Here is a 21547-nt window from a genome sequence, read left to right as displayed (position 1 = left end):
AGCATCTTCGGTAGGGGAAGCTCTTTGCCGGCGGGGTATCAGGCGGCAGCTCTGTGCGCCCTTCTCTGCGGCCTCCAGCCCGGCTTCGGGATGGAGGCGATGAGGCGCTGCGTGTAGGGGTCCTGGGGGTCGTCGAGGACCGTCGCGACCGGACCGTGTTCGACGACCTTACCCGCCTGCATCACCAGCACGTCGTCACTGATGTGCCGGACCGCTCCGAGGTCGTGCGTGATGAACAGCAGCGCGGTTCCGGTTTCGGCTCGGATGCTCGCGAGCAGGCGCAGGATCTGAGCCTGGATGGACACGTCCAGAGCCGCGATCGCCTCGTCCAGGATCAGTGTCTGTGGTTCGGCCGCCAGCGCGCGGGCGATGGCGACGCGCTGACGCTGCCCGCCCGACAGCGCCTTCGGCAGGGACCGCGCCTGCCTGTCGTCGAGGCCCACCATGTCGAGCAGCTCGGCCACCCGGGCCCGGAGTTGATCAGTTGGCAGCCGCCGGTGCAGGACAACCGCCTCGGCGACGGCGTCGCATACGCGCTGGCGCCGGTCGAGGGACAAGTAGGGGTCCTGGAAGACCATCTGGATCTGCCGGCCGCGGGCGCGGCCCTCGCGTGATCGCAGCCGCCCCGGTTGCCGCTCGTCGCCTCCGACGACGATGTGTCCGCCGCTGGGCTTCTCCAGGCCGGCGATCATGCGGGCGGTGGTCGTCTTGCCGGATCCCGACTCGCCGACGATCGCAAGTGAGCCTTGCCTCGGGAGCGAGAAGGTGACGTCGTCCACGGCAACGAAGTCGCCGAACTCCTTTCGCAGGTTGCGCACTTCAAGCATGGCTGCCGGCCTCCTCGGGCGAGAACGAGTGGGGGAAGTGGCAGGCCACTGTGCCGTCACCGGTGGAGCCCGGTTGCGGTCGGTCGCTGCGGCACAGGTCCTGGACGCGGGGACATCGATCGGCGAACGCACATCCGTCGGGTGCTTCGAAGCCGGACAGGGGCCTGCCGGCGATCGAACGCAGCTCCGCGTCGGCGTCGTCGACCGCGGGGCGGGAGGCGAGCAGGGCGCGCGTGTACGGGTGGGCGGCACCACTGCGCAGACGGTCGGCGGGGAGCTCTTCCACGGTCATACCCGCGTACATCACCACGACCCGGTCGCACACCGCGGCCGCCAGCTCCAGGTCATGGGTGATGAACAGCATCGCCAGCCCGCGCGCCTCGCGCGCTTCCGCGATGACAGCCATCACCTCTTCCTGGGTCGTGACGTCGAGCGCGGTGGTCGGTTCGTCGGCGAGCAGCAGCCGCGGTTCGGCGGCCAGCGCGGCGGCGATCATGACGCGCTGGAGAAGGCCCCCCGACAGCTCCTGGGGCCGTTGGCGCATACGCCGCTCGGCATCGGCGATGCCCACCTCCCGCAGGATCCCCGTGACCTTCGTGATCGCCTCGGCGACCGGGACACCGCGCGCCGTGGTCAGCCCCTCCAGCAGGAAGTCGCCGATGGTGCGGGCGGGATTCATGTGGGCCCTGGGGTCCTGGAACACCATGGCGACGTCGGAGGCCCGGAACCGGCGCAGGCGCTCGGGCTTCATCGCGGGAATGGATTCCCCCGCGAACAGCAGGTCCCCTTGGATCCGGGCGCTCCGGGGCAGTAGACCCAGAACGGAGCGGGCGGTCAGAGATTTGCCCGATCCCGACTCTCCCACCAGGGCGACGCCGGCGCCTTCGGGAATGCTGATGTCGGCGCCATGAACGACCGTGCGTACGGCTCCGTCGAGAGGCAGGCCGACTCTGAGCGCGTTCATCTGGAGCAGTGGTGATGAGCTCATGCGTTCTCTCCGAGCAGACGTCGGGACAGTCCCGTTCCCAGCAGGTTGAACGCGACGACGACGATGAGGATGGCGATGCCCGCGTACAGCGACTGCTGTGGCTGGCCGGCGAGGATCGAGGGTGCTCCGTTGGACACCATCAGTCCCCACTCCGGGTCCGGCGGCTGGCTGCCGAGTCCGAGGAAGGAGATCGCGGCCACGTCGAGCAGGGCGTATCCGAAGCCGATGGTGGCCTGGACGAGGACGAGGGGCAGCAGGTTCGGCAGTAGGTGCCGCAGCCAGATGCGGGCGGTGGGGGCGCCGAGGAGCTGAAGCGCCGATACGTACGGCAGGTTGCGTTCTTTGATCGCGGCCGATCGTACGACCCGGGTGATCAGGGGGAGGTAGGCGATCGACAGTGCCACGATCGGTGCGGTCAGGCCGGCTCCGAAGACCGCGGCGACGAGCACGGCCATGATCAGTCCGGGGAAGCCGAACACGATGTCCAGGGCGCCCGAGACGAACCGGTCGAGCCAGCCTCCGAACCAGGCGGCGGCCAACGCGAGGAGGGTGCCGAATGTCGTGGAAACGGCGATCACCACTGCGGGGGCGGCAAGACTGGCGCGGGTACCGCTGATCAGCCGGGACAGCAGATCACGTCCGGTGTCGTCCGTCCCGAGGAGATGGGTGACGGAAGGGCCGGCGTTGACATTCAGCGGGTCGACGGCGTTCGGATCGTGCGGGGCGATCAGCGGCCCGAACACTGCCAGCAGGACGAACAGGCCGACCACGCATCCCGCACCGAGCGTCAGGTGGTCGCGCGGGCGTCCGGTCCTCGGCTTGGCGGCGGTGCGGGTGAACAGGGCGGTGGTCATCGGGCCCCCTTCTGCGCGGCTCGGGGGTCGAGGGCGGCGCTGATCAGATCGACGGTGGTGTTGATGACGACGAACACGACCACGAAGATCAGTGACACGGCCTGGACCACGGCCATGTCCTGCTTGGACGCGGCCTCGATCATGAGGGCCCCGAGCCCTCCGGTGCCGAACGCCTGCTCGGCGACGGCCGCGGTGGCGATGAGGCCGGCGATGCCGACGCCGGAGACCGCGAAGACGGGGCCGGAGGCGTTGTGCAGCACGTGCCGCCTGATCACCGTCCACTCGGGTACGCCACGACTGCGGGCGGTCTCCACATGCTCCGAGCGCATCTCCGCCCGCACTGCGGTCCGGGTCACCTGGGCGACGTAACCGATCCATGTCATGGCCAGTGCGAGGGCCGGCAGCGTCAGATGAGAGAGGGTGCCGGTGAAGCCCTCGCCCGAGCCGTACACCGGGAACCACGGGAGCTGGACGGCGAAGAGCCAGATGAGCAGGACCGCCATGACGAAGGTCGGTACCGCCATCGCACCGGCCGTGAGGGTCGTGGCCAGCGTCTCCGTGCGGCCGCCGCGCAGTGCGGCGACGGTGCCGATGACGGTACCGGCGGCGAGGACGAGGACGGAGGCGTACGTGACGAGGGCGAGGGTGTCGCCGGCGCGGGCGCCGATGAGGTCGGCGACGGAGTCGCGGTAGACGAGGGACTTGCCGAAGTCCCCCTGCAGGCAGCCGCTCAACCAGTGCCAATAGCCCTGGATGAACGGGTCGTCCAGGTGGTACTCGCGGTGGATCTGCGCCAGCACTTCGGGGTCGGGGTCTCGGCTGCCGCCGACGAGCAGCGTGGCGGGATCTCCGGGCGTGAGGAACATCGCGCCGTAGATGGCCAGGCTCGAGACGATCACGGTCACGATGAGCATGCCCAGTCGGGTGGCCAGGAATCGCAGGCTCATCTCGGGTCACCTCCGGACAGGGGCTGTTCGCCGCTTTCGGGCAGGACGGTCAGGCGCAGACGGGAGGGGTGGGCGGAGCCGGTCCGGAGCTTCTGCAGGCTCGCCTTGGGGGCGGTCGTCAGCCACGGGTTCTCCAGCGAACCGGAGTTGGGCAGGTGGTTCGGGAAGTCGCTGCCGGCGATCATCAGCGCGAGGCGGTGGCCCGGGCGCACCCGGTAGCCGGTGTGTCCCAGGGCGATCTCCGTCTCGCCGGGCCCGTCGGCCTGGGCGCAGCCGCGCACGATCAGGCGCGCCGTGCCGTCCGGTGCCAGATCGAGGAGACGGACGAAGATGTCGAACGTGGGAGCCGTGCTCTCCACGTGCAGCACCGCGTGTACGGGACCGGCGAGGTCGAGCGGCGTGTCGGAGACGGGGCCGGTGAACACGAGGACGTCGTCCCGGTCGACTGTGCTGCGCTCGTCGACATGATCGCGCAGCTGCATGAAGGTGTCCGCCGCGGCGGACGGCACGAGGTCGTCCGGGTCGTATCGCCACTCGGCCGATTCCGATGCGCCGGCCGGGCCCGGGGCGAGCTCTCCGCCGGGGGCGGTGCCGGTGGCCGCGGCCGGCTGCGCCAAGTACAGCTCCGTCGCAGTGGCCTCGGGCAGCGGCCAGGTGGACGCGGTGCGCCAGCCCACGTGGCCGAGCTTCCAGCGCACGCGGGGCAGCGACTCGGGCTGGGCGGTGCCTTTGAGGAAGACGTCGAAGAACTCGACAGCGGGTCCGGTGTAGAAGTCGATCATGCGCTCGAGAGCGGCGTCGTCGGCCAGGTGGTCGGCGTCGGGAGCGACGGGGGCGTCATCCAGGAAGTAGTTCTCGTGGTCGATCGTGTCGGCGATCAGATACTGCATGGCAGCCCATCCGGGGCGCCGGGCCAGCTCGGTGTAGTCGCGCATGTGGGCGATCCCGAGGTTGTCGAACCAGCCCACGCAGTGCAGGACGGGCACCGGCCGGGCGTCGTAGGGGTGGGGCCCGTTGTACGGGGCGAGGGGGATGCCGCCGACGATCAGGTCGAAGCCGGCCGAGCGTTTCCCGATGGCGGCAAACGCCTCTTCGTACGCTGCGAGGAGAGGGCGCCTGCTGTGGTCGACGTCGAACTCGTACGTGTCGTTGTCCGTCCACACCTGGGCCTGGTACGACGTCCCTTCCAGCCACAGGGGCTGCGGGCCGGAGCCGGTGTCGTAGCTGGCGATACCAGGGCCGTTGTTGGTGCAGGTCACCCGGGGGACGATGGCACGCAGGGCGGGGTGCTGGCTGGAGACCGCCGACCACTGGGTGAACCCGTAGTACGAGTCGCCGAACATGCCCACGATCCCGTTGGACCACGGCTGGCGGGTGATCCACTCGAGGGTGTCGAACCCGTCGTCCACCTCGCCGGTCCAGCCCAGCGTCTGGCCCTGTGAGCGGAACTTGCCGCGGACGTCCTGGACCACCACGACGTAGCCGTGCGCCGTGAACCTCTCCGCGATCTTGTCGAAGAAGACGTAGCGGCTGTTCTTGTCGTAGGGCAGGCGGGCCAGCACGGTCGGCGCCGCGTTCCCCGGGTCGGCGCCGTACACATCGGTGGCCAGCTGCACGCCGTCGCGCATGCGCACCATGTGCTGCTGCGCGTGCGGAGGCACGGGCTCCGGGGTGACGCGCCGGACGGCAAGGCTCATGGGGCCCTCCAAGGGAGCAACGGTTAGACAACAACGTGATATAACAGCGTTGCATTCCAATGTGTTCAACGTCAACCCCCTCTGAGCTAGGTTGCTGCCATGCCGATCGACGTCGACGAAGTCCAGCGCCGCAAGGCGATCGCCGAGGCGACCCTCGCTCTCGCCGCCCGGGACGGCGCGCGCGCCATCACCATCCGTGCCGTGGCGAAGGAACTCGGCGGGTCCACGGCGATGGTCACGAACTACGTGCCCACGCGGATAGCTCTGATCACCAACGCCGTGCGCGCGGCGGAATCCCAGTGGCGGGCCGACCTGGAAGCCCACCTGGGCGACCTGACCGGCGCGGACCGACTGCGAGCCACGGTGGAATGGCACCTCAGCACGGAACCCGAAGACCTGCTGCTCCGCACTCTCTGGGTCGAGATGCTCTCGTCGGCGCACGCCGACCCCGCCGGTGTCGACCGCCAGGAGCCGCGCGAAGCACGCGAAGAGTTCCTCGAGGCGTCCGCCGCCGCAGGAGTGCCCGACGCCGGTCTCGCCGCCGACGTCCTCTCCCTGCTGACCCGTGGCTACTACGTTTCCACCATCGAGGAGCCGGCCTACTGGACAGCGGAGCGGGTCAGCCGCGTCACCAGAGCGGTGGTGGATGCCCTCATCGGCGACTGAGGGAAGACGCACTCCTCGACGGGCGCGAGCGCACGCTGGAGCCCCGTCCAGGTGCGAGCCGCCAGGTGCCCCGCCGGCCTGGAGCGGAAACGGACGCAAGCCCGCCGCCCGCCATCGCACCAAGGCGATCCCGCTGAAACGCCTGGCCGCCGAACCCGGCCGCACAGCCCACCGGCAGGCGACCTGGCGCAAAGGCTCCACAGGGCCGATGCGTTCGCGATTTCGGGTCCCGCAATCGGCGTCCGGCCGGTGCCCCGGCCCCCACCCAGGCGATGGCCCAAACGGGAGGGTCCGTCGCCTGGGACGGACTGCTGCCCGCTCTGACCCTGCTCGGCGAACGCCTCCGCCGACTGGGCCCCAAAGCCCAGGCGCCACAGATCGCCGAACTGAAGGCCCGGCTGCGGGCAGCCGAGACCCACCTCGAACACCTGGCCATCACCCGGAAGACCGCCCCCGCCCTGGGCGACCGGCTCCCCGCCTACCCGGTCGCGCCCGCCCTGCCCGAGCACCCGGACCACCCCCGCATCCTCCCCGCCTTCAACGAGGCCACCGGCCCCCTCCTGGCGCGAGGTCTGCGAAGTGCGCTGCAGATCGTTGTTCCCGGCGTGGGCGACGACGATGGGCTGCCCCGTGTGGACGCACTGGGTGGTCAGCCGGTCCGCACCGCAGGCGGCGAGGTCGCCGGCCTTCATGGCGGTGGTGGCGTGGGTGGGGTGGGGACGGCCAGGACGCTGTCGAGGAGGTCGACCGCGGCGTAGAGAACGTGCTGCTCGGGATCGAGGTAGAGGTGTTCGGGTTCGTGGGCCAGATGTGTCGCCGACTGCGGCGGAGCACTGGCTCGCTTCAGGCGGCTCTGGGTCGAGGAGCCCCTCGGACGATCAGGCGGATCCGTGCGTGGACCGGCCGCGGGGCAAGGAAGGCGGCGATCTGAGGGAGTACGCCTGCACCGACGGCGGCAAGGACGTCCTGCGGACAAGCCCCGCGCTCCAAGTACAGGACGATGGCGAGTTCCTTGCGCCGGCCGGGACCGGTCAGACGGCAACGAGCCCGCGCCACTCCGGGAACCTTCGTGCAACCGGTCCGGACGGAACGGAGCAGGGCGCGGCAGTCCAGCGAGCCTCGGGCCGCCGCCAGGGGCAGACTGCGCTGTGTCCTGCCGCGGACCTGGAGGGCGAGCAGAGCCAACCCGCAGAGCAGGCCCAGGCACCCCACCACCGTCAGGGCGATCTGCGTGTGGCTTTCCGGCAGCCGGTTCCGCACCTGGCTGACGCTCGTGCGAAGAGTGCTGGCGAAGCCGCCCCAGGGGCCGGCGCTCGTGGCGGCGGTGAGGAGGGTGAGTCCGGCGATAGCAAGTACAGCCCTGTTGACCATCGCGAGGCTAGGCATTGTCTGCTCCTCTGTCCGTGTGGCCCGCCGTGGGCGCCTTCGCCAGGCGGGTGGCGTCCAGCGTCAGCTTCACCCGTGGAGTCCGGCTCAGGGCCAGGCCGTCGATCGCGCCCGAGATGGCGACGATCGCCGCCTGCCTGGTGCCTTCTGGTTCCCCGAAGGCCAGTTCTGCCCGCACGCTGACCCTGCGCGGTGCGAAGCGGACCGTGCGCACTCGGAGGGCCGGTACGCCTGCGAGGGCCGCCTGCACCAGGCGGGCGGCACACCTGCGGCTCATCACAGCATGGGCTGCCGGCCCGCAACGCAGCGTCAGGAGGCGGTGGTGTCCGGGTGTGAGGGCCAGGAGAACCATCCAGCCGCCGATGACCGCCGCTGCCGCAGCCACGCACCACGTGCCGCGCTGTCCCGCGGCAGACAGGGCGGCGTCCGGTGGCTGCCAGGGCGGCGACGGTGTACCCCGCAGCTCGACGGCGTGCCACAGCAGCAGGTAGGAGACCACGGTCAGGGCTGCGGCCAGGACCGCGGTGGTCAGGCGCCGTTCGGACCACGTTCTTCGCACGGAGCTGTCCGAGACGGCGGCCGCACCGGACATCGTTCGGGGTGCGACGGCGGCGAGCTGACGGACCCGGATGGTCGGGGGCGTGGCGGCAAGGCCGGTCAGATGCCGTGTGCGGGCTGCGACGTGGTCCTGAAGTCGAAGCGCTTGGGAGTCGACTGTCCCGGTCAGCGGCAGGCGGACGTCCACAGCCGTATCGACGGCCTTGCCTGCCTGGGACGCCGTGCTGCGCAGCACGAGGCCTTCACCTGGGGCGATCAACTCGGTTGCGGCCTGCCGGGCGATCTTGGCTACTACCCGGTCGGCGACGGTCGTCACGCCCCGCTCGCCGGCGTTCACGGCTTCCTGCGCCCGTCTGTCACCAGGAGGTCCCTCAGGTTTCCTCCACGCTCCAGATAGCGGCCGGCTGCACAGCCGAGTCCGCCGAGAGCGGCTACCAGGAGGAAGGCGGCGAACCCTCCGAACCAGCCGGCGAACCCCAAGGCCATCCCGGTCATCAGCCCGAGCGTGTCCCTTCCCATCATCGCGACCTTTCCTCGACCCGCGGGACCATCCGATGTCGGTGTGCGAGGGCTATGCCACGCGGCTGTCGGCGCCGGCCAGGTCGTCGTCACCGGGCAGGTGCACGTCGTTGACGGCGACGTTCACCTCGATGACCTCGAGCCCGGTGATGCGCTCGACGGCGCTGATCACGTTTTCCCGGACGTCCCGGGCGACGTCGGGCACGGGAAAGCCGTACTCCACGACCAGTTCCACGTCGATCGCGGCTTGGCGTTGTCCGACCTCGACCTTCACACCGCGCCCGAGGTTGGGCCGTCCGCCGGGTACCCGGTCGCGGACGGCGCCCAGCGTCCGTGAGAGTCCGCCGCCCATGTCGTGGACGCCGGGGATCTCCCGCGCCGCCATACCGGCGATCTTGACGACGACCACGTCCGCGATCGAGGTCCGGCCCCGGGTGCCCGCCGGTTCGCTGACCTCGGTCCGGCCCGTCCCCTGCGCGGCACCGGACCCGACTGCCCGCTTGAGCTGGGCCGGTGCCGTTTCCTGCGTTGCGGTCATGACTGCTCCCTCGTGGGTCTGCGTTGGCCTACCCCCGTTTGACACCTCCGGCGGCGAATCCGTTACGGAACTCTTCCGTGAACGATACGAACGCCAGTCCGGATCTCCTGGCCGTAACGAATGCCGCGGCAGGGGTGTCAAAGCAGTGGAGGCTGGAAGGAGCCCGCGTGTGAGTGCTCGATGGGTCCCCTACGGGAAGGACGGTGCGTCCGAGGCCGGGGACGAGCTGCTGGCCGTGAGGGCGGCGGAAGGGGACGAGGAGGCGTTCGAGATGCTCGTACACCGCCACGGAGCGGCCATGCTTCAGCTCGCCGAGCGGCTCATGGGCACCCGGACGGAAGCCGAAGACGCCGTCCAGGACGCCTTCGTCAATGCCTGGCGCAAACTGCCCGAGTTCCGGGGAGAGGCGGGCTTTGGTACGTGGCTGCATCGGATCGTCACCAACCGGTGCCTGAATTTGCTGCGCGCACGCAGACCGGCCGCCGACCTCGACACGGTCCCGGAGCCGGCCGCCCCGGACCACCAGTCCTCACCTGTCCGCGTCGCCGAATCACACGCGGTCGGCCGCGACCTCGGCATCGCGATGCGTTGCCTCTCCGCGGAGCAGAGAGTCTGCTGGGTCCTGCGGGAAATCGAGTGCTGGCCCTACGAGTCGATCGCCCAGACGGTCCGTATCAGCCCGGAAGCGGTCCGCGCACGCGTCTTCCGGGCCCGGCGTGTGCTGACGGAGGCGATGGCCGCATGGCGATGAACAACCACTACCCCTCCGACCCGGCCAACGGAGAGGAAATCGAGTTCCTGGCCTGCGGACGGGACCTGGCCGCCGTCTGGGAGCACGCCGGTGAATCCGGAGCGGACGCCCACACCCACCAGTGCGGCTACTGCCAGGAGGCGCTGGCAGACCTCGAGCGGCTCCGCGCCGCCGCACTGCCCCCGGAAACCGCGTCTGCCGCAGCCCTGGACACGTCGGCTCTGGTGCGGCGGGTCATGGACGTGGTCCGCCTGGAACTGCGCCCTGGGCAGACCCTGCCGGGGTGAGCCGGACGAGGACAGCTGGATCTTCGAGTCAGTCGCCGCCCGCACACTGCGTGAGGCAGCCGAAGAAGTGCCCGGCGTGCTTGCCGGCAGTTGCCGCATCACCCCGACCGGCGGCCACGGCGGTCCCGCGCGTGGACCGGTCGTCGTCCATACGGAGGTCACGGTCGAGTTCGGATGCGACCTGCAGGCCGCATCCGACTCGGTCCGCGGCAGCGTCGGCCGCGCGGCACACGAACGGCTCGGCCTCATCGTCTCCTTGCTCGACGTGACGGTCACCGACCTCCACGACCCACCGGACCGACCACAAAAGGCCACAGCATGACGATTCCACGGGCAGAGGCCGTCTCCACGGCGGTCACCGACGCCGTGCTGGCCGTGCCCGGCGTGGCCTGCCTGCGCCCCGGCCTGCGCAGCCTGCTCCACGCCGCCGTACGCCGACCCGGCGTGGGAGCAGGCGCCACCGGGAGGGAGCGTTCCGCGGTGCGCCTCACCTTTTCCGCCTCCGGGTCCGTCGCCGCCGTCCACATCGAGATCGTCGCCCGGGCACAGCACCGGACGGCCGATGCGGCCGCGGCGAAGGTCACTGTGACCGGCATCGTGTGAACACCACCTGACCAGAGCGACGGTAGTGCGCCTGCTACAGCGGCGGCGGGCAGGTGAGGATCACCCATAGAGCAAGACTCCACATGCAGGTCGCCGCGCCCAGAAGCCGCAGCCGCCGGACCCGCGAGGCCGAGACGGGATCGGTGTTCCCGGCGGCGACGCACAGTGGGCGCGCAGCGGGTGTGTCCGCGTGCTGCCCGGACCTGGGCAGGACCGTCTGAGGGCGGGCAGGAGCGATCGTCCGGCTCGCGGCTCGCGGGTCGCGGCGTCCGAGGGACAGGAGGTGCGGGGCGCGGCGCCGGGGCCGGCCTCGGACCCTTCGTGGCGACGGCCGTGAGGGTGCCGTGCTGGGCCAGGCCTGCCAGGAAGCGCACGTAGGCCACCTTCCGTCTCCCCCGCGGTGTCGTGCGTCCGCACTCCCATGAACGGACGGTCGCCGGGGTCACGTCGAAAGCGGCCGCCAGCTGCCGGGTCGTCAGACCTCACTGCTCCCGGAGACGACGCCGCTCGCAAGGTCCGGCAGGCCCGATGGTCGCCGTCGCATGGGAGCCTTGTTCTCGGTGCGGGACGCCTGACGCGGGAAGACCTGATGTGCTGTCATACAGGTCCGACAATCTGCGCGCTGCTGTCGTTGTGCGCGATCTGTGTCGTTCATCCGAACGGTCTCCTGCTTGCCTCAGCTCAGGCAGCGAAGGACGCACACTCGCTGGTGACGGCGGCCAGCAGCAACCCTGCGACACGTTCCGAAGGCGCCGGCCCGGCCCGCATCAGACGGGCCGGGCCGCCTGCAGGTCCGCGTCGGGCAGACTACTCTGCTCTCCGATCGGCTCGGTGCCGGTGGGCTCCGGCCCTCGCCTTGGGCGTGAAAGTCAGCAGGGCCGCCAGGAGAAGCGGTGCGTCGGCCAGAAGACTGAACATCATCTACCGGGCTCCTCGTCTTCGCCGGGTTCCGTGTCGATGTGCATGGCACGCTCGATGTGCAGCAGCCGGGTGACGGACCGGGAGGTGGCGATGTGCGTCAGGGTCCGTCCCCGTCGGCACCAAGTGGCGGTGATGTCGAGCAGAGCGGAGTCGCAGAAGGAGACGGCACGGGTGTCAAGCTCGAGGCGGAGATAGCCGTACGCGGCGGCCGCGGTCAGAGCCACGCGCAGCGGCGCAGAACTGAAGTGGTCGACGTCTCCGCCGAGGTGAATGCGCAGGATGTCGCCGTGGGAGCTACAGGAGAGGTCTATGCCCGAGGGCCTGGGTCCGTCTCCTGCCGCCTCCGGCGTGGGGGCGGTGGAAGAGGGCAGTATCGGCATGCTGATCGCGTTACTCACGCTTCCACAACACCCCGGAGCCTGACCGGGGAAACGGGGCCCGCTCGTCCTTCACCCCGCCGCTGACAAGGGTTCGGTCGGGAGTGGGAAATCCTGCTCCCCACGCGTAATGAACGCCCACCTGACGTGTCAGGGTCCATACCTGCCCCACGTTGGCCGCACCGCGGCACCGGTCTCGCGTCCCGCCACAAGGGAGTCGAACAGCTCGGCGATCCTGCCGCCGGTCTGGCCGGCGGTGAGCGGGCCGACAGAACGCCGTCCGCAGGTCACGGACTGGCGCTGAGCTGTCCGAACCGGGCAGCGAGCCAGGGCTTGCGACCGCCGGCCCGCACCTGACCACGCACGATCGCCTTCCAGATCGGGGTGCGCCCGAAGGAGACCAGCAGGAACGCGCTCGGCGTCGCCATGATCCGGCAATCGTAGCGGCGGTGTGGGGCGTCGCGAGTCACGGTCATCGTCTCGTCAGCGACGACGACCGCAAGCCGCGGACCACCCTTGATCGAGAGGTCGACCGCGAGGCTGGCACCCCGCGCCTGCGTCGCGTCCAGCATCAACGGCATGAGTGTCGGCATCATCTGCCCGATCACCAAGCGCGCCTCATCCGGGGCGATGGGCCAGGGACGGCCGGCGCCGCGCGCGATGTCCAGGCCGTGCACGAGACTCTCACTGAGCATCAGACCGGTCACCGTCGCCAGCGTGAGCGTCGAATCCTTCCCGAACCAGGGCACGACGACGGGGGTGTCCGGGGGGAGGCCGGCGGTGGACCGCAGGAACGTCTCGCCCCGCTCGGTCACGAAGTCGCCAAGCCGGGCGCGGTCGGCGCCGACGACGAGACGGATGGACATGGCGTTCATGGCCGCGATCCGCGCTGCGAGCGTTCCATCGCCCGGCGGCAGGATCCTGTCCCAGTCCATGGCCTTGTCGTCTGTGGCAGCGGCGCAGTACGCCAGGTACACGGCCGCGAGATGCGCGCCGACGTCGCCCACCGACCACACCGGAATTCCGGATGCCGTGTCCAGGTCTCCCACGTCACGCAGGAGCCGGACCAGCCGCTCCATCGTGGCGGCCAGCGCCGCGCGAGTCTTCTCGTGCTCACTGACGGGATCAAACTTCACGGTACTGCCCATGCGATTCCCCCTGGCACGCGGACGGACGGACAGATTACCGCCGAGTAGCCTGGCTGCGGCAAGAGGGCGTCCGGCTCATACCCGCACCCGGACCGGTCCCTCACTCCTATCCGCCCCGCGCCGTCCGGATCCTGAGACGTCCTTCTCGCTGCCGAGGGGCTGTGGGAGTATCCCCTCCATGCAGCGCCAGCTCACTATTAGTGGCAGCGTGCCGGCACCGAGGTGACCTGGAAGCGATCCTTCCCAAAGATCTCACCGCCCGCACGCAGACCTCTCGCATTCCGCGAGAGGTCTTTTTTGTTTCTCATCAGCAGCTCTGACACAGCGGCCTCACCCGGCCCGGCAGACCTGGACAGGAAGCAGTCGGCATGAAACACGACGCCCTTCACCTCTTCGGCACCACGTCGCGCGACGGCGCCCAGCACGAAGGCATCCTGCACACCCGGCCCGACGCCGACGGAAGCGGCACCCCCACGCCCGCCCCGGACGACGCGGTGTGCACCCTCACCGTGACGCTCCGGGACAACCGTGGAGCACTGGGCAGAATCGCCGCAACGCTGAGCAGCATCCCGGTTCTGGCCCTGTCGTACGCGGTGACGGCCCCCGAGCGCGCCACCGCCCAGATCCACGTGCCGCAGGCCCACGTCACGCGCGCGCGGGGGAGGCTGAATCGCATGGTGGACGCGCTGGCCGTCACCGAGTCGCCTACCCTCCTCCACTAGAACTGGCAGGGGAGGCGTCGCTCCTGCGATCGAGCGGACCGGCGCGTCCGCGCCCACTAACGCCGGATGAGGCCGAGCTCGGTGGCGGCGGCCACTGCGGCGGTACGGGAATCGACGCCGAGCTTGGCGTAGATGCGGGCCAAGTGAGATTTGACGGTGCCTTCGGTCAGGTGGAGCCGGGCGCCGATGGCCTGGTTGGACAGGCCCTCGGCGACCAGGACGAGGACTTCGGTCTCCCGTCGGGTCAGGGCGGTGCCGGGGGGACGCAGCCGGTTCATGAGCCGGTCCGCGACGGTGGGCGCCAGCGTGGTGCGGCCCGCGGCGGCGGTGCGTACGGCAGCCGCCAGGTCTTCGGGTGGGGCGTCCTTGAGGAGGTAGCCGGTGGCGCCGGCTTCGATGGCGGGCAGGGTGTCGGCGTCGGTGTCGTACGTGGTGACGATCAGCACGCGGGGAGCGCCTGGCCGGGCGGTGATCCGGGCGGTGGCTTCGGCGCCGCCCATGCCCTTGCCGAACTGCAGGTCCATGAGGACGACGTCGATGTCGGACTCGGCGGCGCGGCTGACGGCCTCCTCTGCGGTGGCGGCTTCGGCCACCACCGCAATGCCGGGTTCGGTCTCGAGGACGGCGCGCAGCCCGGCCTGTACCACGGGGTCGTCGTCGGCCAGGAGCAGGCGGATGGGGGTGTCGGTCACGAGCGAACCTCGGGGGTGGGGTCGACGGGCGGGGGCGGGGGCAGTTGGGCGGCGAGGGCGGTGCCCTGGCCGGGGGCGGATTCGATCGTCAGGGTTCCGCCGAGGGCGTTAACGCGGGCACGCATGCCGGCCAGGCCGAACCCGCCGACCTCGGGGTCGGGGGCGGGCAGGCGCTCGGGGTCGAAGCCGCGTCCGTCGTCGACGATGTCCACGGCGACGTTGTCCCGAGGTAGCTGAGGGTGACCTCGACGGTGGTGGCATGGGCGTGACGGACGGTGTTGGCGAGGGCGGACTGGGCGATGCGCAGCAGAGCAACCTCGTGTGCGGTCGGCAGCTGTACGGGTTCGCCGGTGAGGTGGAAGCGGGTGGTGATCTGGTGACGGGTGCTGGTGGTGGCGCAAAGGCGCTCCAGTGCGCCGGCCAGGGTGGTGCCCTCCAGCGTGGGTGGCGCCAGGGCGGCGACGAAGCGGCGGGCCTCGGCCAGGTTGTCGACGGCGGCCAGGCGGGCTTGGTCTATGTAGCGGGCGGCGTTCTCGGGAGCGCCGGGCAGAGCTCGCTCGGCTGCCCTCAGCAGCAGCTGGATGCTGGAAAGGCCCTGGGCGAGGGTGTCGTGGATCTCGCGGGCGAGGCGTTCGCGTTCCGCCAGGACGCCGGCGGTGTGCTGGGCGGCGGCCAGATCGGCGCGGGTGACGGTGAGTTCTTCGATCAGGTGCCTGCAGTGTTCACTCTCCCGGTAGAGAGCCTGGTGGGCCTTGACCCCGGATTCTGAACACGTCTATGCGGCTTGGGCCAGGGTAGTTGCTGCTGCTTGGAAGTCGTTCTCGTAGGCGAGCGGAGATCGCTGACCGAGGCAGCGGTGCCGACGTCGGGTGTTGTATCGGATCAGCCAGCGGAAGGCGTCGAGCCTGTCCTCGCACTCGCTCGACCAGGCCTTCCGGCCTTTGAGTGTCTCCCTCTTGAAGGCGGCGTTGAAGCTTTCCGCGGCGGCGTTGTCCGCGCTGGAGCCGATCGCACCCATGCTCTGTCGGACCCCTGCTGACCTGCAGGTTTCAGCGAAGGCTCTGCTCGTATGTTGCGAGCCTGGCCGAACACCTGGACGCGGCCCGGATCGCAGCCTCCATCGGCTCGGTCGGGGACGCGTACGACAACGCGCTCATGGAGTCCACGATCGGTCTGTTCAAGACCGAGGTCATCAAGCCCCAGCGGCCGTGGAGGACGCTCTCGCACGTCGAGCTCGCCACCGCCGAATGGGTCGACTGGTACAACCACCGACGACTCCACGGAGAGATAGGGCACATCCCGCCCGTCGAATTCGAAGCCAACCACTACCGAGCAACCAAGAAACCCCAAGTCACAGCCACAATCTGAAGTCTCTACGCAACCCGGAACGGTTCACCCGGAGCGCCGGAGGTCCTCTCGACTCACGAAGCACCGCCGCCACTTCCGATCCAAGGGGGCGACCTTGGTGAACACCAACGGCTGTTGTATCGTCGCGGCAGTTGCGATCGCGTGTTCGATCGTGCGAGATCAGCACAAGCTTTGGGGGGATTTAGGCGCCTGTGAACCTGTCGCGTGCCGCAATCATTGCTGTGAGCCAGACCACGGCCTCATTCGCGCAGGCGCAAATCTCCTGATCAAGCCTCACCGATCGACACAGATGGTGTGACTCTTCGCGCCGCCACAACGGATAGGGCTGACAGCCCTATCCGTTGTGGCGGCGAGCAAATCAAAGAAAAGACCCCTGGCCGGGTGCCGGCAAGCAGTGGCCAGGGGTCCTCTGCTTTCCTTCTCGGCTTGGCCCCCGCGCAGGCTGCCGGCGAAACGAAGGTCGTCTACACCACTGACACCGGCGTCGTAGGCGGCAAGGCGCTGTTCACGGGGGGGCCAACCCGGAGAAGTTCCAGGTCTGTGATGTGGACGCGGACGGCATGGCCGTCCGTGCCATGTTCTGGTGGGACGGCGCAAACGGGGGGCCTGACGGGTACATCAGGCTCACGGACGACAACGGTGCAACGGCGTTCTGCGTGGGCGGGGAGTTCACCACGACGTTCGATGTTCACGAGGGCGCCCACGTTCAGATCATCGTGTGCCGCGTCTCCGCGGACCGGGAACAGGACTGCAGGGAAGACTGGGCCTGGGCGTAACCTGAATGACCCCGGAGGGACGGCCGTGTTTGAGCGGCTGCCCCTCCGGGAATGTGCTGGCTCCAAGGTCCCGGGGCGGCAGGACGACGGCAACCAGCGCGGTCGCTGGTACCCCTGCCGTTGCCCACTGCTTGTGAGCGCAAGAGCCGATCGATTTCCGTCAACAGTGCCACCGACGGTGACCTGGCGGTACGCCTATATAAAATGGCGCCATGGAATTCTTGCGCGAGGACGGCTACCGACTGCTTCTAGGCTCTGTTGGGCTCCTCGCCATATCAGTCTCCGTCGCATTCACGGTGCGGACCTGCCGTCGGTGGCTGTTTGTCCGCAAGACGTTCAACGAAGGGCTACCGGCTGAGGGCAAGGTGCTGACACTGGACGCCTACGTGCTAACGGGAGACCAGGGCCGCGCTGGCCTAGAGCACGCCATCGTCGGCTTCCGTGCGGCCGATGGGCGCGAGTACCGGCTCGACATCGACACTGACCGGCGACGGCCACTGGGCTCGGAGATGCGACTCCACTATCTCCCGTCGAGCCCGGAGCAAGCAGTGGTCGCCGAGGCGGGCAGGGGCACCGTGCGCGCGGTGCTGACCCTCCTGTTCCTGCTGGGTCTGGGGGTGGGCGGGGTCTTCCTCATGGTGCTGAGCTTCCCGTGATGTTCGCGGGCGGCCCTCGGCGTGGAAAGCCCGTTCGGTGACCAGCCATCCCATAAGGGGCCACTAGAAACTCCGTTCTGGAAGCAGGCAACAGACGGGTAGTCCCAGCATGTCGATGATCATCGAGTGGAGGGACATCCCTCCGTTCGCCTCGGGTTCCTCCACGGCCCGCATGGGCTCGATTCGATTATTGACGGAGAACCGGCGGCCGGCGCACTTCCCAGAAGACGTTCTCGCCCGTCACTCCTACTCCACCAGCATCCTGAGACCCCCTCCTCTGGGTGTCGGAGATCGTGGCCTCGGTGCGATCTGGCGCGCGTGGCTCCACCTGGATGCTGCTCGAGGATCTTCACCGGCTCTTCCGCGGGGCGGTCCCGGCGCAGGGCGTGGCTGGTCCTCCGCCGCCTTCCTGCTTTCCGGCCCGGGCAGCGCCAGCCAGGGCCAGTCCGAGGGCAGTTCGGTGCGGTCCGCTTCTGCGGCGCCCAGTAGGCCAGGTGTCTTCTCGGGTTCGTCGGCTTGGCGAGCGACGAACCCGGCATCTGCGGCTCGACCATTTCGTGCACCGCGTAAGGCAGAGCTGGGTTGGGAACAGCCATGATGCCGAGGAGTCGGCGGCAGCGGCTTGCGGGGCGGCGCTCGCCGTGGGACCCCCAATAGAGCGATCCCTGACCTGTGGCCAGGGTAGCGAGATGGCCGACACCACAAGTTCACGCTCACCACGGACATCCCGGTCTACTTCTGCTACCAGTGCAAGCACCTGGCAACGCAGCTCGAACGAGAACACAAACGGCCTGCTGCGGCAGACTTCCCCCAGGGCACCGGCTTGTCGCCGCTCCACCCGCGCAAGCGCCCTGATGCAGTCGGGGCCGAGCTGAACAGCCGGCCTCGCAAACACTCGGCTGGGCCCTGCCGCCCGTCTGCACGAACTGACAGCTCCCCTGAACTGATCTTCATCTATCTGGGGTCGTCGCAGTCCCAGGGATTGCAGAAGGGGTCGGGCCGGACGCCCCATGTGTTGAGCACGGTGATCAGCTCATACTCGTCCTGGGCATCAGCGGCCTTGATGAGGGCTGCGTCGATGTCGTAGTCCAGCCGTCGATGCGCCCATGGTTGTACTCCCAGTGCTCAAGCCGGAAGCTACGTTCAACTCCGCTGCGAACCCATCCCTCGTCACGTGTGCCTGGGCATCTGACTCGCTCTGCTGGGGGCGAATATACTCGCCCCAGGCGATGGAGCTCGGGCTCGGGCTCTTCCACCAGGTCGCATTGACGCCGGTCAGAAGCCGCACTGGGCTGCGGTCCGTCGAGATCCCTCACGATCCCCTGTCCCCCGTCACCCGCTACACCGGGTTCTTCGGCGTCGCCGGCGTCGGCTTCGGCCGCCCGGGCAGCCGCGCTCCGCGTGGAACGACACCTCCTCGACGAGCAGTTCGCCACCGCCGACGCGGCGATCTGGGCCCTCGCGGTGGAGTACCTCGCCGGCAACTGCCCAGACCCCGGACGCAAGGTGTCCACACAGGTCCGGCGCGCCCAGGCCGGGAACCTGGGCACCACTCCTACGGCGATCACGGGCGTCGCACGCCTCCTTTCCGTGCACCGGAGACACGCTCTGCTGGCCAAGTGCGAATCAAAGTCACAAGTGTGACGACAGCAGAGTTGGCAAATCAGCACCCTGGTTGGCAAACGTCACCGATGGTGCTCTTTGGTTACGCTGAGGAGCGATCAGTTGCGGCCATCTTGGGGCGCAGGCCGTCGAGGGTGACAGCGACCAGGCGGGTCACGGCAGCCTGGGAGGGCACGGCAGCCGCCGCGGTCAGGGCGTGGAGGCAGTACTGGGCAAGCTCGGCGGGCGGGACGTCTGAGCCCAGGTCACCGGGCTGGGAGGCCTGGGCGATCAGGTGCTGGAGCATGCCGTGCAGGTGCCGCTCTGCGTGGGTGACGTGTTCGCCCTGGTGCAGGAGGGCGGCGAGTTCGCCGCCGTGCCGCTGCCGGGCGATGCCCGCGTACGCCTCCAGCACGGCCGTCAGGCGCTCCACGGCCGTGCCGTCCTGGTCACGGATGTCCGAGAGCTGCTGGAGGTGGGCTGTGACCTGGCGCTCGTGCCAGGCCAGCAGGACAGCTTCGACGTCGGAGAAGTACTTGTAGAGCGTCGCGCGGCCAATGCCGGTCTGCTCGGCGATCTGCGACATGGTCACCGACCGCAGCCCGCCCTCTGTTACCAGCCTCGCGGTGGTGTCCAGGATCGCCTCACGCACGGCGGCGCGGTGCGCGTCGATCGTCTCGTTCCACAGCTTCGGCACCCACCCAGGATACGGACGCCCACAGGAGATACACTCAGTTTCAACTAGAGACACCCTGTCTCGCAAAATTACGGGATCATCTCATCCCGCAGCCGTCATCCGTGGAGGGCGTCATGGCAGTCTCACCGAACCGTCCCGACGACGAGGGGACACCGCGCTGGGTGAAGGTCTCCGCGGCGATCGCCATCGTGCTGGTCGCGGTGTTCGTGATGGTGCACCTGGCGGGCGGCGGCATGACCGGGCATACGCCGTGACCCTGCTCCCGCCGCGACTGCGCAAGCTGACGCTCACGCTTCACGTCACCGCCTCGGTCGGCTGGCTGGGCGCGGTCGCGGCCTTCCTCGCCCTCGCCGTCGCCGGGCTGACCAGCGGCGCGTCCCAGAAGGTGCGGGGCGCGTACCTGGCCATGGACGTGATCGGCTGGTATGTGATCGTCCCGTTCAGCGTGGCCTCTCTGCTCACCGGAGTGGTGCAGTCGTTCGGCACGGTGTGGGGGCTGCTGCGGCACTACTGGGTCATCGCGAAACTGCTGATCACCGTGGTCGCGACGCTTCTGCTGCTGGTCCACATGCAGCCGGTCGGCCACCTCGCGGATGAGGCCGCCCGGGCCGCCCTCACGGGCGGCGAGCTGGAGGGCATGCGTATCCAGCTGATCGCGGACGCGGCCGCCGCCCTGCTGGTGCTCCTGACGGCTGCCGCCCTGTCGGTGTTCAAGCCGCGCGGGGTGACCCGCTACCGGCGCCGCCGCCAGCGCGAGCAGATCCCGCAGCCGCGCTGACCCCCGCCGCCGGAGGTGGCCTGGGCCGCAGGCATGGGGTGGGCACCGACAGGCCGCATCAGATTGGCAGCAGATCATCCAGTCACCGACTGGTCAGACACTCCGGCCGCGATGCCTCAGACCCGGCGTCGTCTGACTTCGTGTGACCGCCGACGCGGGTCGAGGCAGGCGGGCAGGGCGGAGCCGAAGATCGGAACGGGCACGGTGCAACGTGAGCCGGCCATCGCTGCGCGTTCGCGCGTCATCGCAGGCGGCCAAGGCGCATCGCAAGGCATGGCCGAGCCGCCGCTGGTGCAAGGCGGAGCTGGCTCACGTGCATGCCCGACAGGTCATCGACCTGTTGGCGGGCGTGAAGGCTTAGATCCGTAGAACCGCTGAGTCCGGCACAGAGGCAGATACCCGGAGGGCCGGGACGGGGCGAGCGGCGGCGGACGCATACGCGTACGGAGGCCCGTGAATGGCCAGGGCCTCGCACGGGGCGGGCAGCGCAGCGCCCTGTTGGGGCTGGCCGGACACACACTGGTGACCGGCGTGATCGGGCTCCGGAGCACCCTGGTGGTCGTCGGTGTACCCCTGGCCGGAGTGCGGGTCGGGCGCCTCGTGGCTGTGCCCGGCGGAACCCAGGCCCGCAACGTTCAGGGCTGCCGTGCTGGTCGGCGCGCCGAGGTGGGCATGGCCTGCGGCGCTCTCCGCGCTGACACCGTGCGTGTACATCAGGGCCAGGAGAAGCGCGGCCAGCACCCACGCTCGCCACGGGCCCGCTGCACGAGAGCGGGACGCGGCGCGCTACGCATCGCCCAGGCCACAACCATGCCGGGGAGCATAGCGGCACGCCGGCCGTGTACCTGCCGTGAGGCGTGTTTTCAATCGGACGAGTGGGTTCGTGGTCTCGACCTGCCGGGCGGGACGGATGGCGGTGCGAGCAGCCGAGGGCCGAGAACAGCGTCGGTGCCTCCGTTCCCCGCGAGGCCGGCGGATCCGGGGCGGCCACCATCGAAGCCCCCGGCACCTCCAGCTAACACCCCCGGATGCGAACGCGCCCGGTCGCACCGTGAGGGTGCGACCGGGCGCGGTGCCGTGCGAATGGGTCAGTGTGTTTGTAAGCACTTCTTTTGGGACCAGAGTTCCGAGTTCTTTTGGCTCCAGTGAGCGGGTGCTGGGGGCGTGCGGGAGGTGGGTTCACGCCCCC

Annotated in this window: 26 protein-coding genes and 1 pseudogene; 12 read left to right on the top strand and 15 right to left on the bottom strand. The window is 69.5% G+C overall.

Features of this window, described 5'->3' with window-relative positions; genetic code table 11:
- Positions 1-38: 38 nt before the first annotated feature.
- The 5 genes from ACFWP3_RS23605 to ACFWP3_RS23585 are packed head-to-tail and all read right to left on the bottom strand — an operon-like array spanning position 39 to position 5313.
- A complete protein-coding gene (locus tag ACFWP3_RS23605) occupies positions 39-827 on the bottom strand; it encodes an ABC transporter ATP-binding protein (RefSeq protein ID WP_384224378.1) in 789 nt (262 codons plus the stop codon).
- A complete protein-coding gene (locus ACFWP3_RS23600; protein WP_384224375.1) occupies positions 820-1815 on the bottom strand; it encodes an ABC transporter ATP-binding protein in 996 nt (331 codons plus the stop codon). Before ACFWP3_RS23600 ends, ACFWP3_RS23605 begins: the two co-directional genes overlap by 8 nt.
- Positions 1812-2669: an ABC transporter permease gene (locus ACFWP3_RS23595; RefSeq protein WP_384224373.1), complete on the bottom strand. Its 858-nt coding sequence runs from the start codon at positions 2667-2669 to the stop codon at positions 1812-1814. The genes ACFWP3_RS23600 and ACFWP3_RS23595 overlap by 4 nt, the downstream gene beginning before the upstream one ends.
- On the bottom strand, positions 2666-3616 hold the full coding sequence (locus tag ACFWP3_RS23590; RefSeq protein WP_384224370.1) for an ABC transporter permease: 951 nt from the start codon (positions 3614-3616) through the stop codon (positions 2666-2668). Before ACFWP3_RS23590 ends, ACFWP3_RS23595 begins: the two co-directional genes overlap by 4 nt.
- Positions 3613-5313, bottom strand: coding sequence for a CocE/NonD family hydrolase (locus ACFWP3_RS23585; RefSeq protein WP_384224368.1), 1701 nt, complete (start codon positions 5311-5313; stop codon positions 3613-3615). Before ACFWP3_RS23585 ends, ACFWP3_RS23590 begins: the two co-directional genes overlap by 4 nt.
- Positions 5314-5412: 99 nt before the next feature.
- On the opposite strand from ACFWP3_RS23585, the gene ACFWP3_RS23580 reads away from it, so the two are divergent.
- Both ACFWP3_RS23580 and ACFWP3_RS23575 read left to right on the top strand, forming a co-directional pair.
- Positions 5413-5979, top strand: coding sequence for a TetR/AcrR family transcriptional regulator (locus tag ACFWP3_RS23580; protein WP_384224366.1), 567 nt, complete (start codon positions 5413-5415; stop codon positions 5977-5979).
- Positions 5980-6251: 272 nt separating this feature from the next.
- Entirely contained in the window at positions 6252-6737 is a 486-nt protein-coding gene (locus ACFWP3_RS23575; RefSeq protein WP_384224363.1) for a hypothetical protein, read from the top strand.
- 85 nt (positions 6738-6822) lie between these two features.
- Here the strand turns inward: ACFWP3_RS23575 and ACFWP3_RS23570 are convergent, their stop codons facing one another.
- Genes ACFWP3_RS23570 through ACFWP3_RS23555 form a run of 4 tightly spaced genes read right to left on the bottom strand, consistent with a single transcriptional unit; the run spans position 6823 to position 8980 of the window.
- Positions 6823-7365 carry a hypothetical protein gene (locus tag ACFWP3_RS23570; RefSeq protein WP_384224360.1) on the bottom strand — a complete coding sequence of 181 codons (543 nt, stop codon included), beginning with the start codon at positions 7363-7365 and terminating at the stop codon, positions 6823-6825.
- Positions 7358-8260 carry a DUF6286 domain-containing Asp23/Gls24 family envelope stress response protein gene (locus ACFWP3_RS23565; RefSeq protein WP_384224357.1) on the bottom strand — a complete coding sequence of 301 codons (903 nt, stop codon included), beginning with the start codon at positions 8258-8260 and terminating at the stop codon, positions 7358-7360. Before ACFWP3_RS23565 ends, ACFWP3_RS23570 begins: the two co-directional genes overlap by 8 nt.
- Positions 8257-8445: a hypothetical protein gene (locus ACFWP3_RS23560; protein ID WP_384224354.1), complete on the bottom strand. Its 189-nt coding sequence runs from the start codon at positions 8443-8445 to the stop codon at positions 8257-8259. Before ACFWP3_RS23560 ends, ACFWP3_RS23565 begins: the two co-directional genes overlap by 4 nt.
- A 49-nt stretch (positions 8446-8494) precedes the next feature.
- Positions 8495-8980: an Asp23/Gls24 family envelope stress response protein gene (locus ACFWP3_RS23555; protein WP_384224352.1), complete on the bottom strand. Its 486-nt coding sequence runs from the start codon at positions 8978-8980 to the stop codon at positions 8495-8497.
- Between the two features lie 169 nt (positions 8981-9149).
- On the opposite strand from ACFWP3_RS23555, the gene ACFWP3_RS23550 reads away from it, so the two are divergent.
- From ACFWP3_RS23550 to ACFWP3_RS23535, 4 genes are all read left to right on the top strand, one after another.
- Entirely contained in the window at positions 9150-9731 is a 582-nt protein-coding gene (locus ACFWP3_RS23550; protein ID WP_384224349.1) for an RNA polymerase sigma factor, read from the top strand.
- Complete coding sequence (locus tag ACFWP3_RS23545) at positions 9722-10018, top strand: hypothetical protein (RefSeq protein WP_384224346.1); 297 nt, start codon at positions 9722-9724, stop codon at positions 10016-10018. The genes ACFWP3_RS23550 and ACFWP3_RS23545 overlap by 10 nt, the downstream gene beginning before the upstream one ends.
- A 76-nt stretch (positions 10019-10094) precedes the next feature.
- A complete protein-coding gene (locus ACFWP3_RS23540; protein WP_384224343.1) occupies positions 10095-10340 on the top strand; it encodes a hypothetical protein in 246 nt (81 codons plus the stop codon).
- Entirely contained in the window at positions 10337-10621 is a 285-nt protein-coding gene (locus ACFWP3_RS23535; RefSeq protein ID WP_384224340.1) for a hypothetical protein, read from the top strand. The genes ACFWP3_RS23540 and ACFWP3_RS23535 overlap by 4 nt, the downstream gene beginning before the upstream one ends.
- 917 nt (positions 10622-11538) lie before the next feature.
- On the opposite strand, the gene ACFWP3_RS23530 is transcribed toward ACFWP3_RS23535, so the two are convergent.
- Entirely contained in the window at positions 11539-11922 is a 384-nt protein-coding gene (locus ACFWP3_RS23530) for an STAS domain-containing protein (protein ID WP_384224337.1), read from the bottom strand.
- A gap of 284 nt (positions 11923-12206) precedes the next feature.
- Entirely contained in the window at positions 12207-13067 is an 861-nt protein-coding gene (locus ACFWP3_RS23525) for a maleylpyruvate isomerase family mycothiol-dependent enzyme (RefSeq protein WP_384224334.1), read from the bottom strand.
- Between the two features lie 368 nt (positions 13068-13435).
- Between ACFWP3_RS23525 and ACFWP3_RS23520 the strand changes: the two genes are divergently transcribed.
- The gene (locus ACFWP3_RS23520; protein ID WP_384224331.1) at positions 13436-13789 is read left to right on the top strand and encodes a hypothetical protein; all 354 of its coding nucleotides are present in this window, start codon (positions 13436-13438) and stop codon (positions 13787-13789) included.
- A gap of 56 nt (positions 13790-13845) precedes the next feature.
- On the opposite strand, the gene ACFWP3_RS23515 is transcribed toward ACFWP3_RS23520, so the two are convergent.
- The 3 genes and pseudogenes from ACFWP3_RS23515 to ACFWP3_RS23505 form a co-directional block, all read right to left on the bottom strand.
- Complete coding sequence (locus ACFWP3_RS23515; protein WP_384224329.1) at positions 13846-14481, bottom strand: response regulator; 636 nt, start codon at positions 14479-14481, stop codon at positions 13846-13848.
- Positions 14478-15238, bottom strand: a pseudogene (locus ACFWP3_RS23510) (sensor histidine kinase); the annotation flags it as partial. The gene ACFWP3_RS23515 and the pseudogene ACFWP3_RS23510, both read right to left, overlap by 4 nt.
- Positions 15239-15256: 18 nt before the next feature.
- Positions 15257-15499 carry an integrase core domain-containing protein gene (locus ACFWP3_RS23505; protein WP_384224326.1) on the bottom strand — a complete coding sequence of 81 codons (243 nt, stop codon included), beginning with the start codon at positions 15497-15499 and terminating at the stop codon, positions 15257-15259.
- A 14-nt stretch (positions 15500-15513) separates the two neighbouring features.
- Here ACFWP3_RS23505 and ACFWP3_RS23500 point away from each other — a divergent pair, with 14 nt between their 5' ends.
- The 3 genes from ACFWP3_RS23500 to ACFWP3_RS23490 all read left to right on the top strand — a co-directional run bounded on the left by ACFWP3_RS23500 (position 15514) and on the right by ACFWP3_RS23490 (position 18925).
- The gene (locus ACFWP3_RS23500; RefSeq protein WP_384224459.1) at positions 15514-15849 is read left to right on the top strand and encodes an integrase core domain-containing protein; all 336 of its coding nucleotides are present in this window, start codon (positions 15514-15516) and stop codon (positions 15847-15849) included.
- 988 nt (positions 15850-16837) lie between these two features.
- Positions 16838-17281 (top strand): DUF3592 domain-containing protein, encoded by a 444-nt coding sequence (locus tag ACFWP3_RS23495; RefSeq protein WP_384224323.1) that lies wholly within the window; start codon positions 16838-16840, stop codon positions 17279-17281.
- Between the two features lie 1401 nt (positions 17282-18682).
- Positions 18683-18925 (top strand): hypothetical protein, encoded by a 243-nt coding sequence (locus ACFWP3_RS23490; RefSeq protein ID WP_384224320.1) that lies wholly within the window; start codon positions 18683-18685, stop codon positions 18923-18925.
- A 61-nt stretch (positions 18926-18986) separates the two neighbouring features.
- Here the strand turns inward: ACFWP3_RS23490 and ACFWP3_RS23485 are convergent, their stop codons facing one another.
- Positions 18987-19580: a TetR/AcrR family transcriptional regulator gene (locus tag ACFWP3_RS23485; protein WP_384224317.1), complete on the bottom strand. Its 594-nt coding sequence runs from the start codon at positions 19578-19580 to the stop codon at positions 18987-18989.
- A gap of 113 nt (positions 19581-19693) precedes the next feature.
- Between ACFWP3_RS23485 and ACFWP3_RS23480 the strand changes: the two genes are divergently transcribed.
- Positions 19694-19834: a hypothetical protein gene (locus ACFWP3_RS23480; protein WP_384224315.1), complete on the top strand. Its 141-nt coding sequence runs from the start codon at positions 19694-19696 to the stop codon at positions 19832-19834.
- Positions 19831-20358: a hypothetical protein gene (locus ACFWP3_RS23475; RefSeq protein WP_384224313.1), complete on the top strand. Its 528-nt coding sequence runs from the start codon at positions 19831-19833 to the stop codon at positions 20356-20358. The genes ACFWP3_RS23480 and ACFWP3_RS23475 overlap by 4 nt, the downstream gene beginning before the upstream one ends.
- Positions 20359-21547 lie beyond the last annotated feature (1189 nt).

It is taken from the genome of Streptomyces sp. NPDC058525, from assembly GCF_042719495.1.
GTDB lineage: Bacteria > Actinomycetota > Actinomycetes > Streptomycetales > Streptomycetaceae > Streptomyces.
Note: the sequence above shows the minus strand (reverse complement) of the source record. Positions and strands in the feature narration are given on the sequence as shown.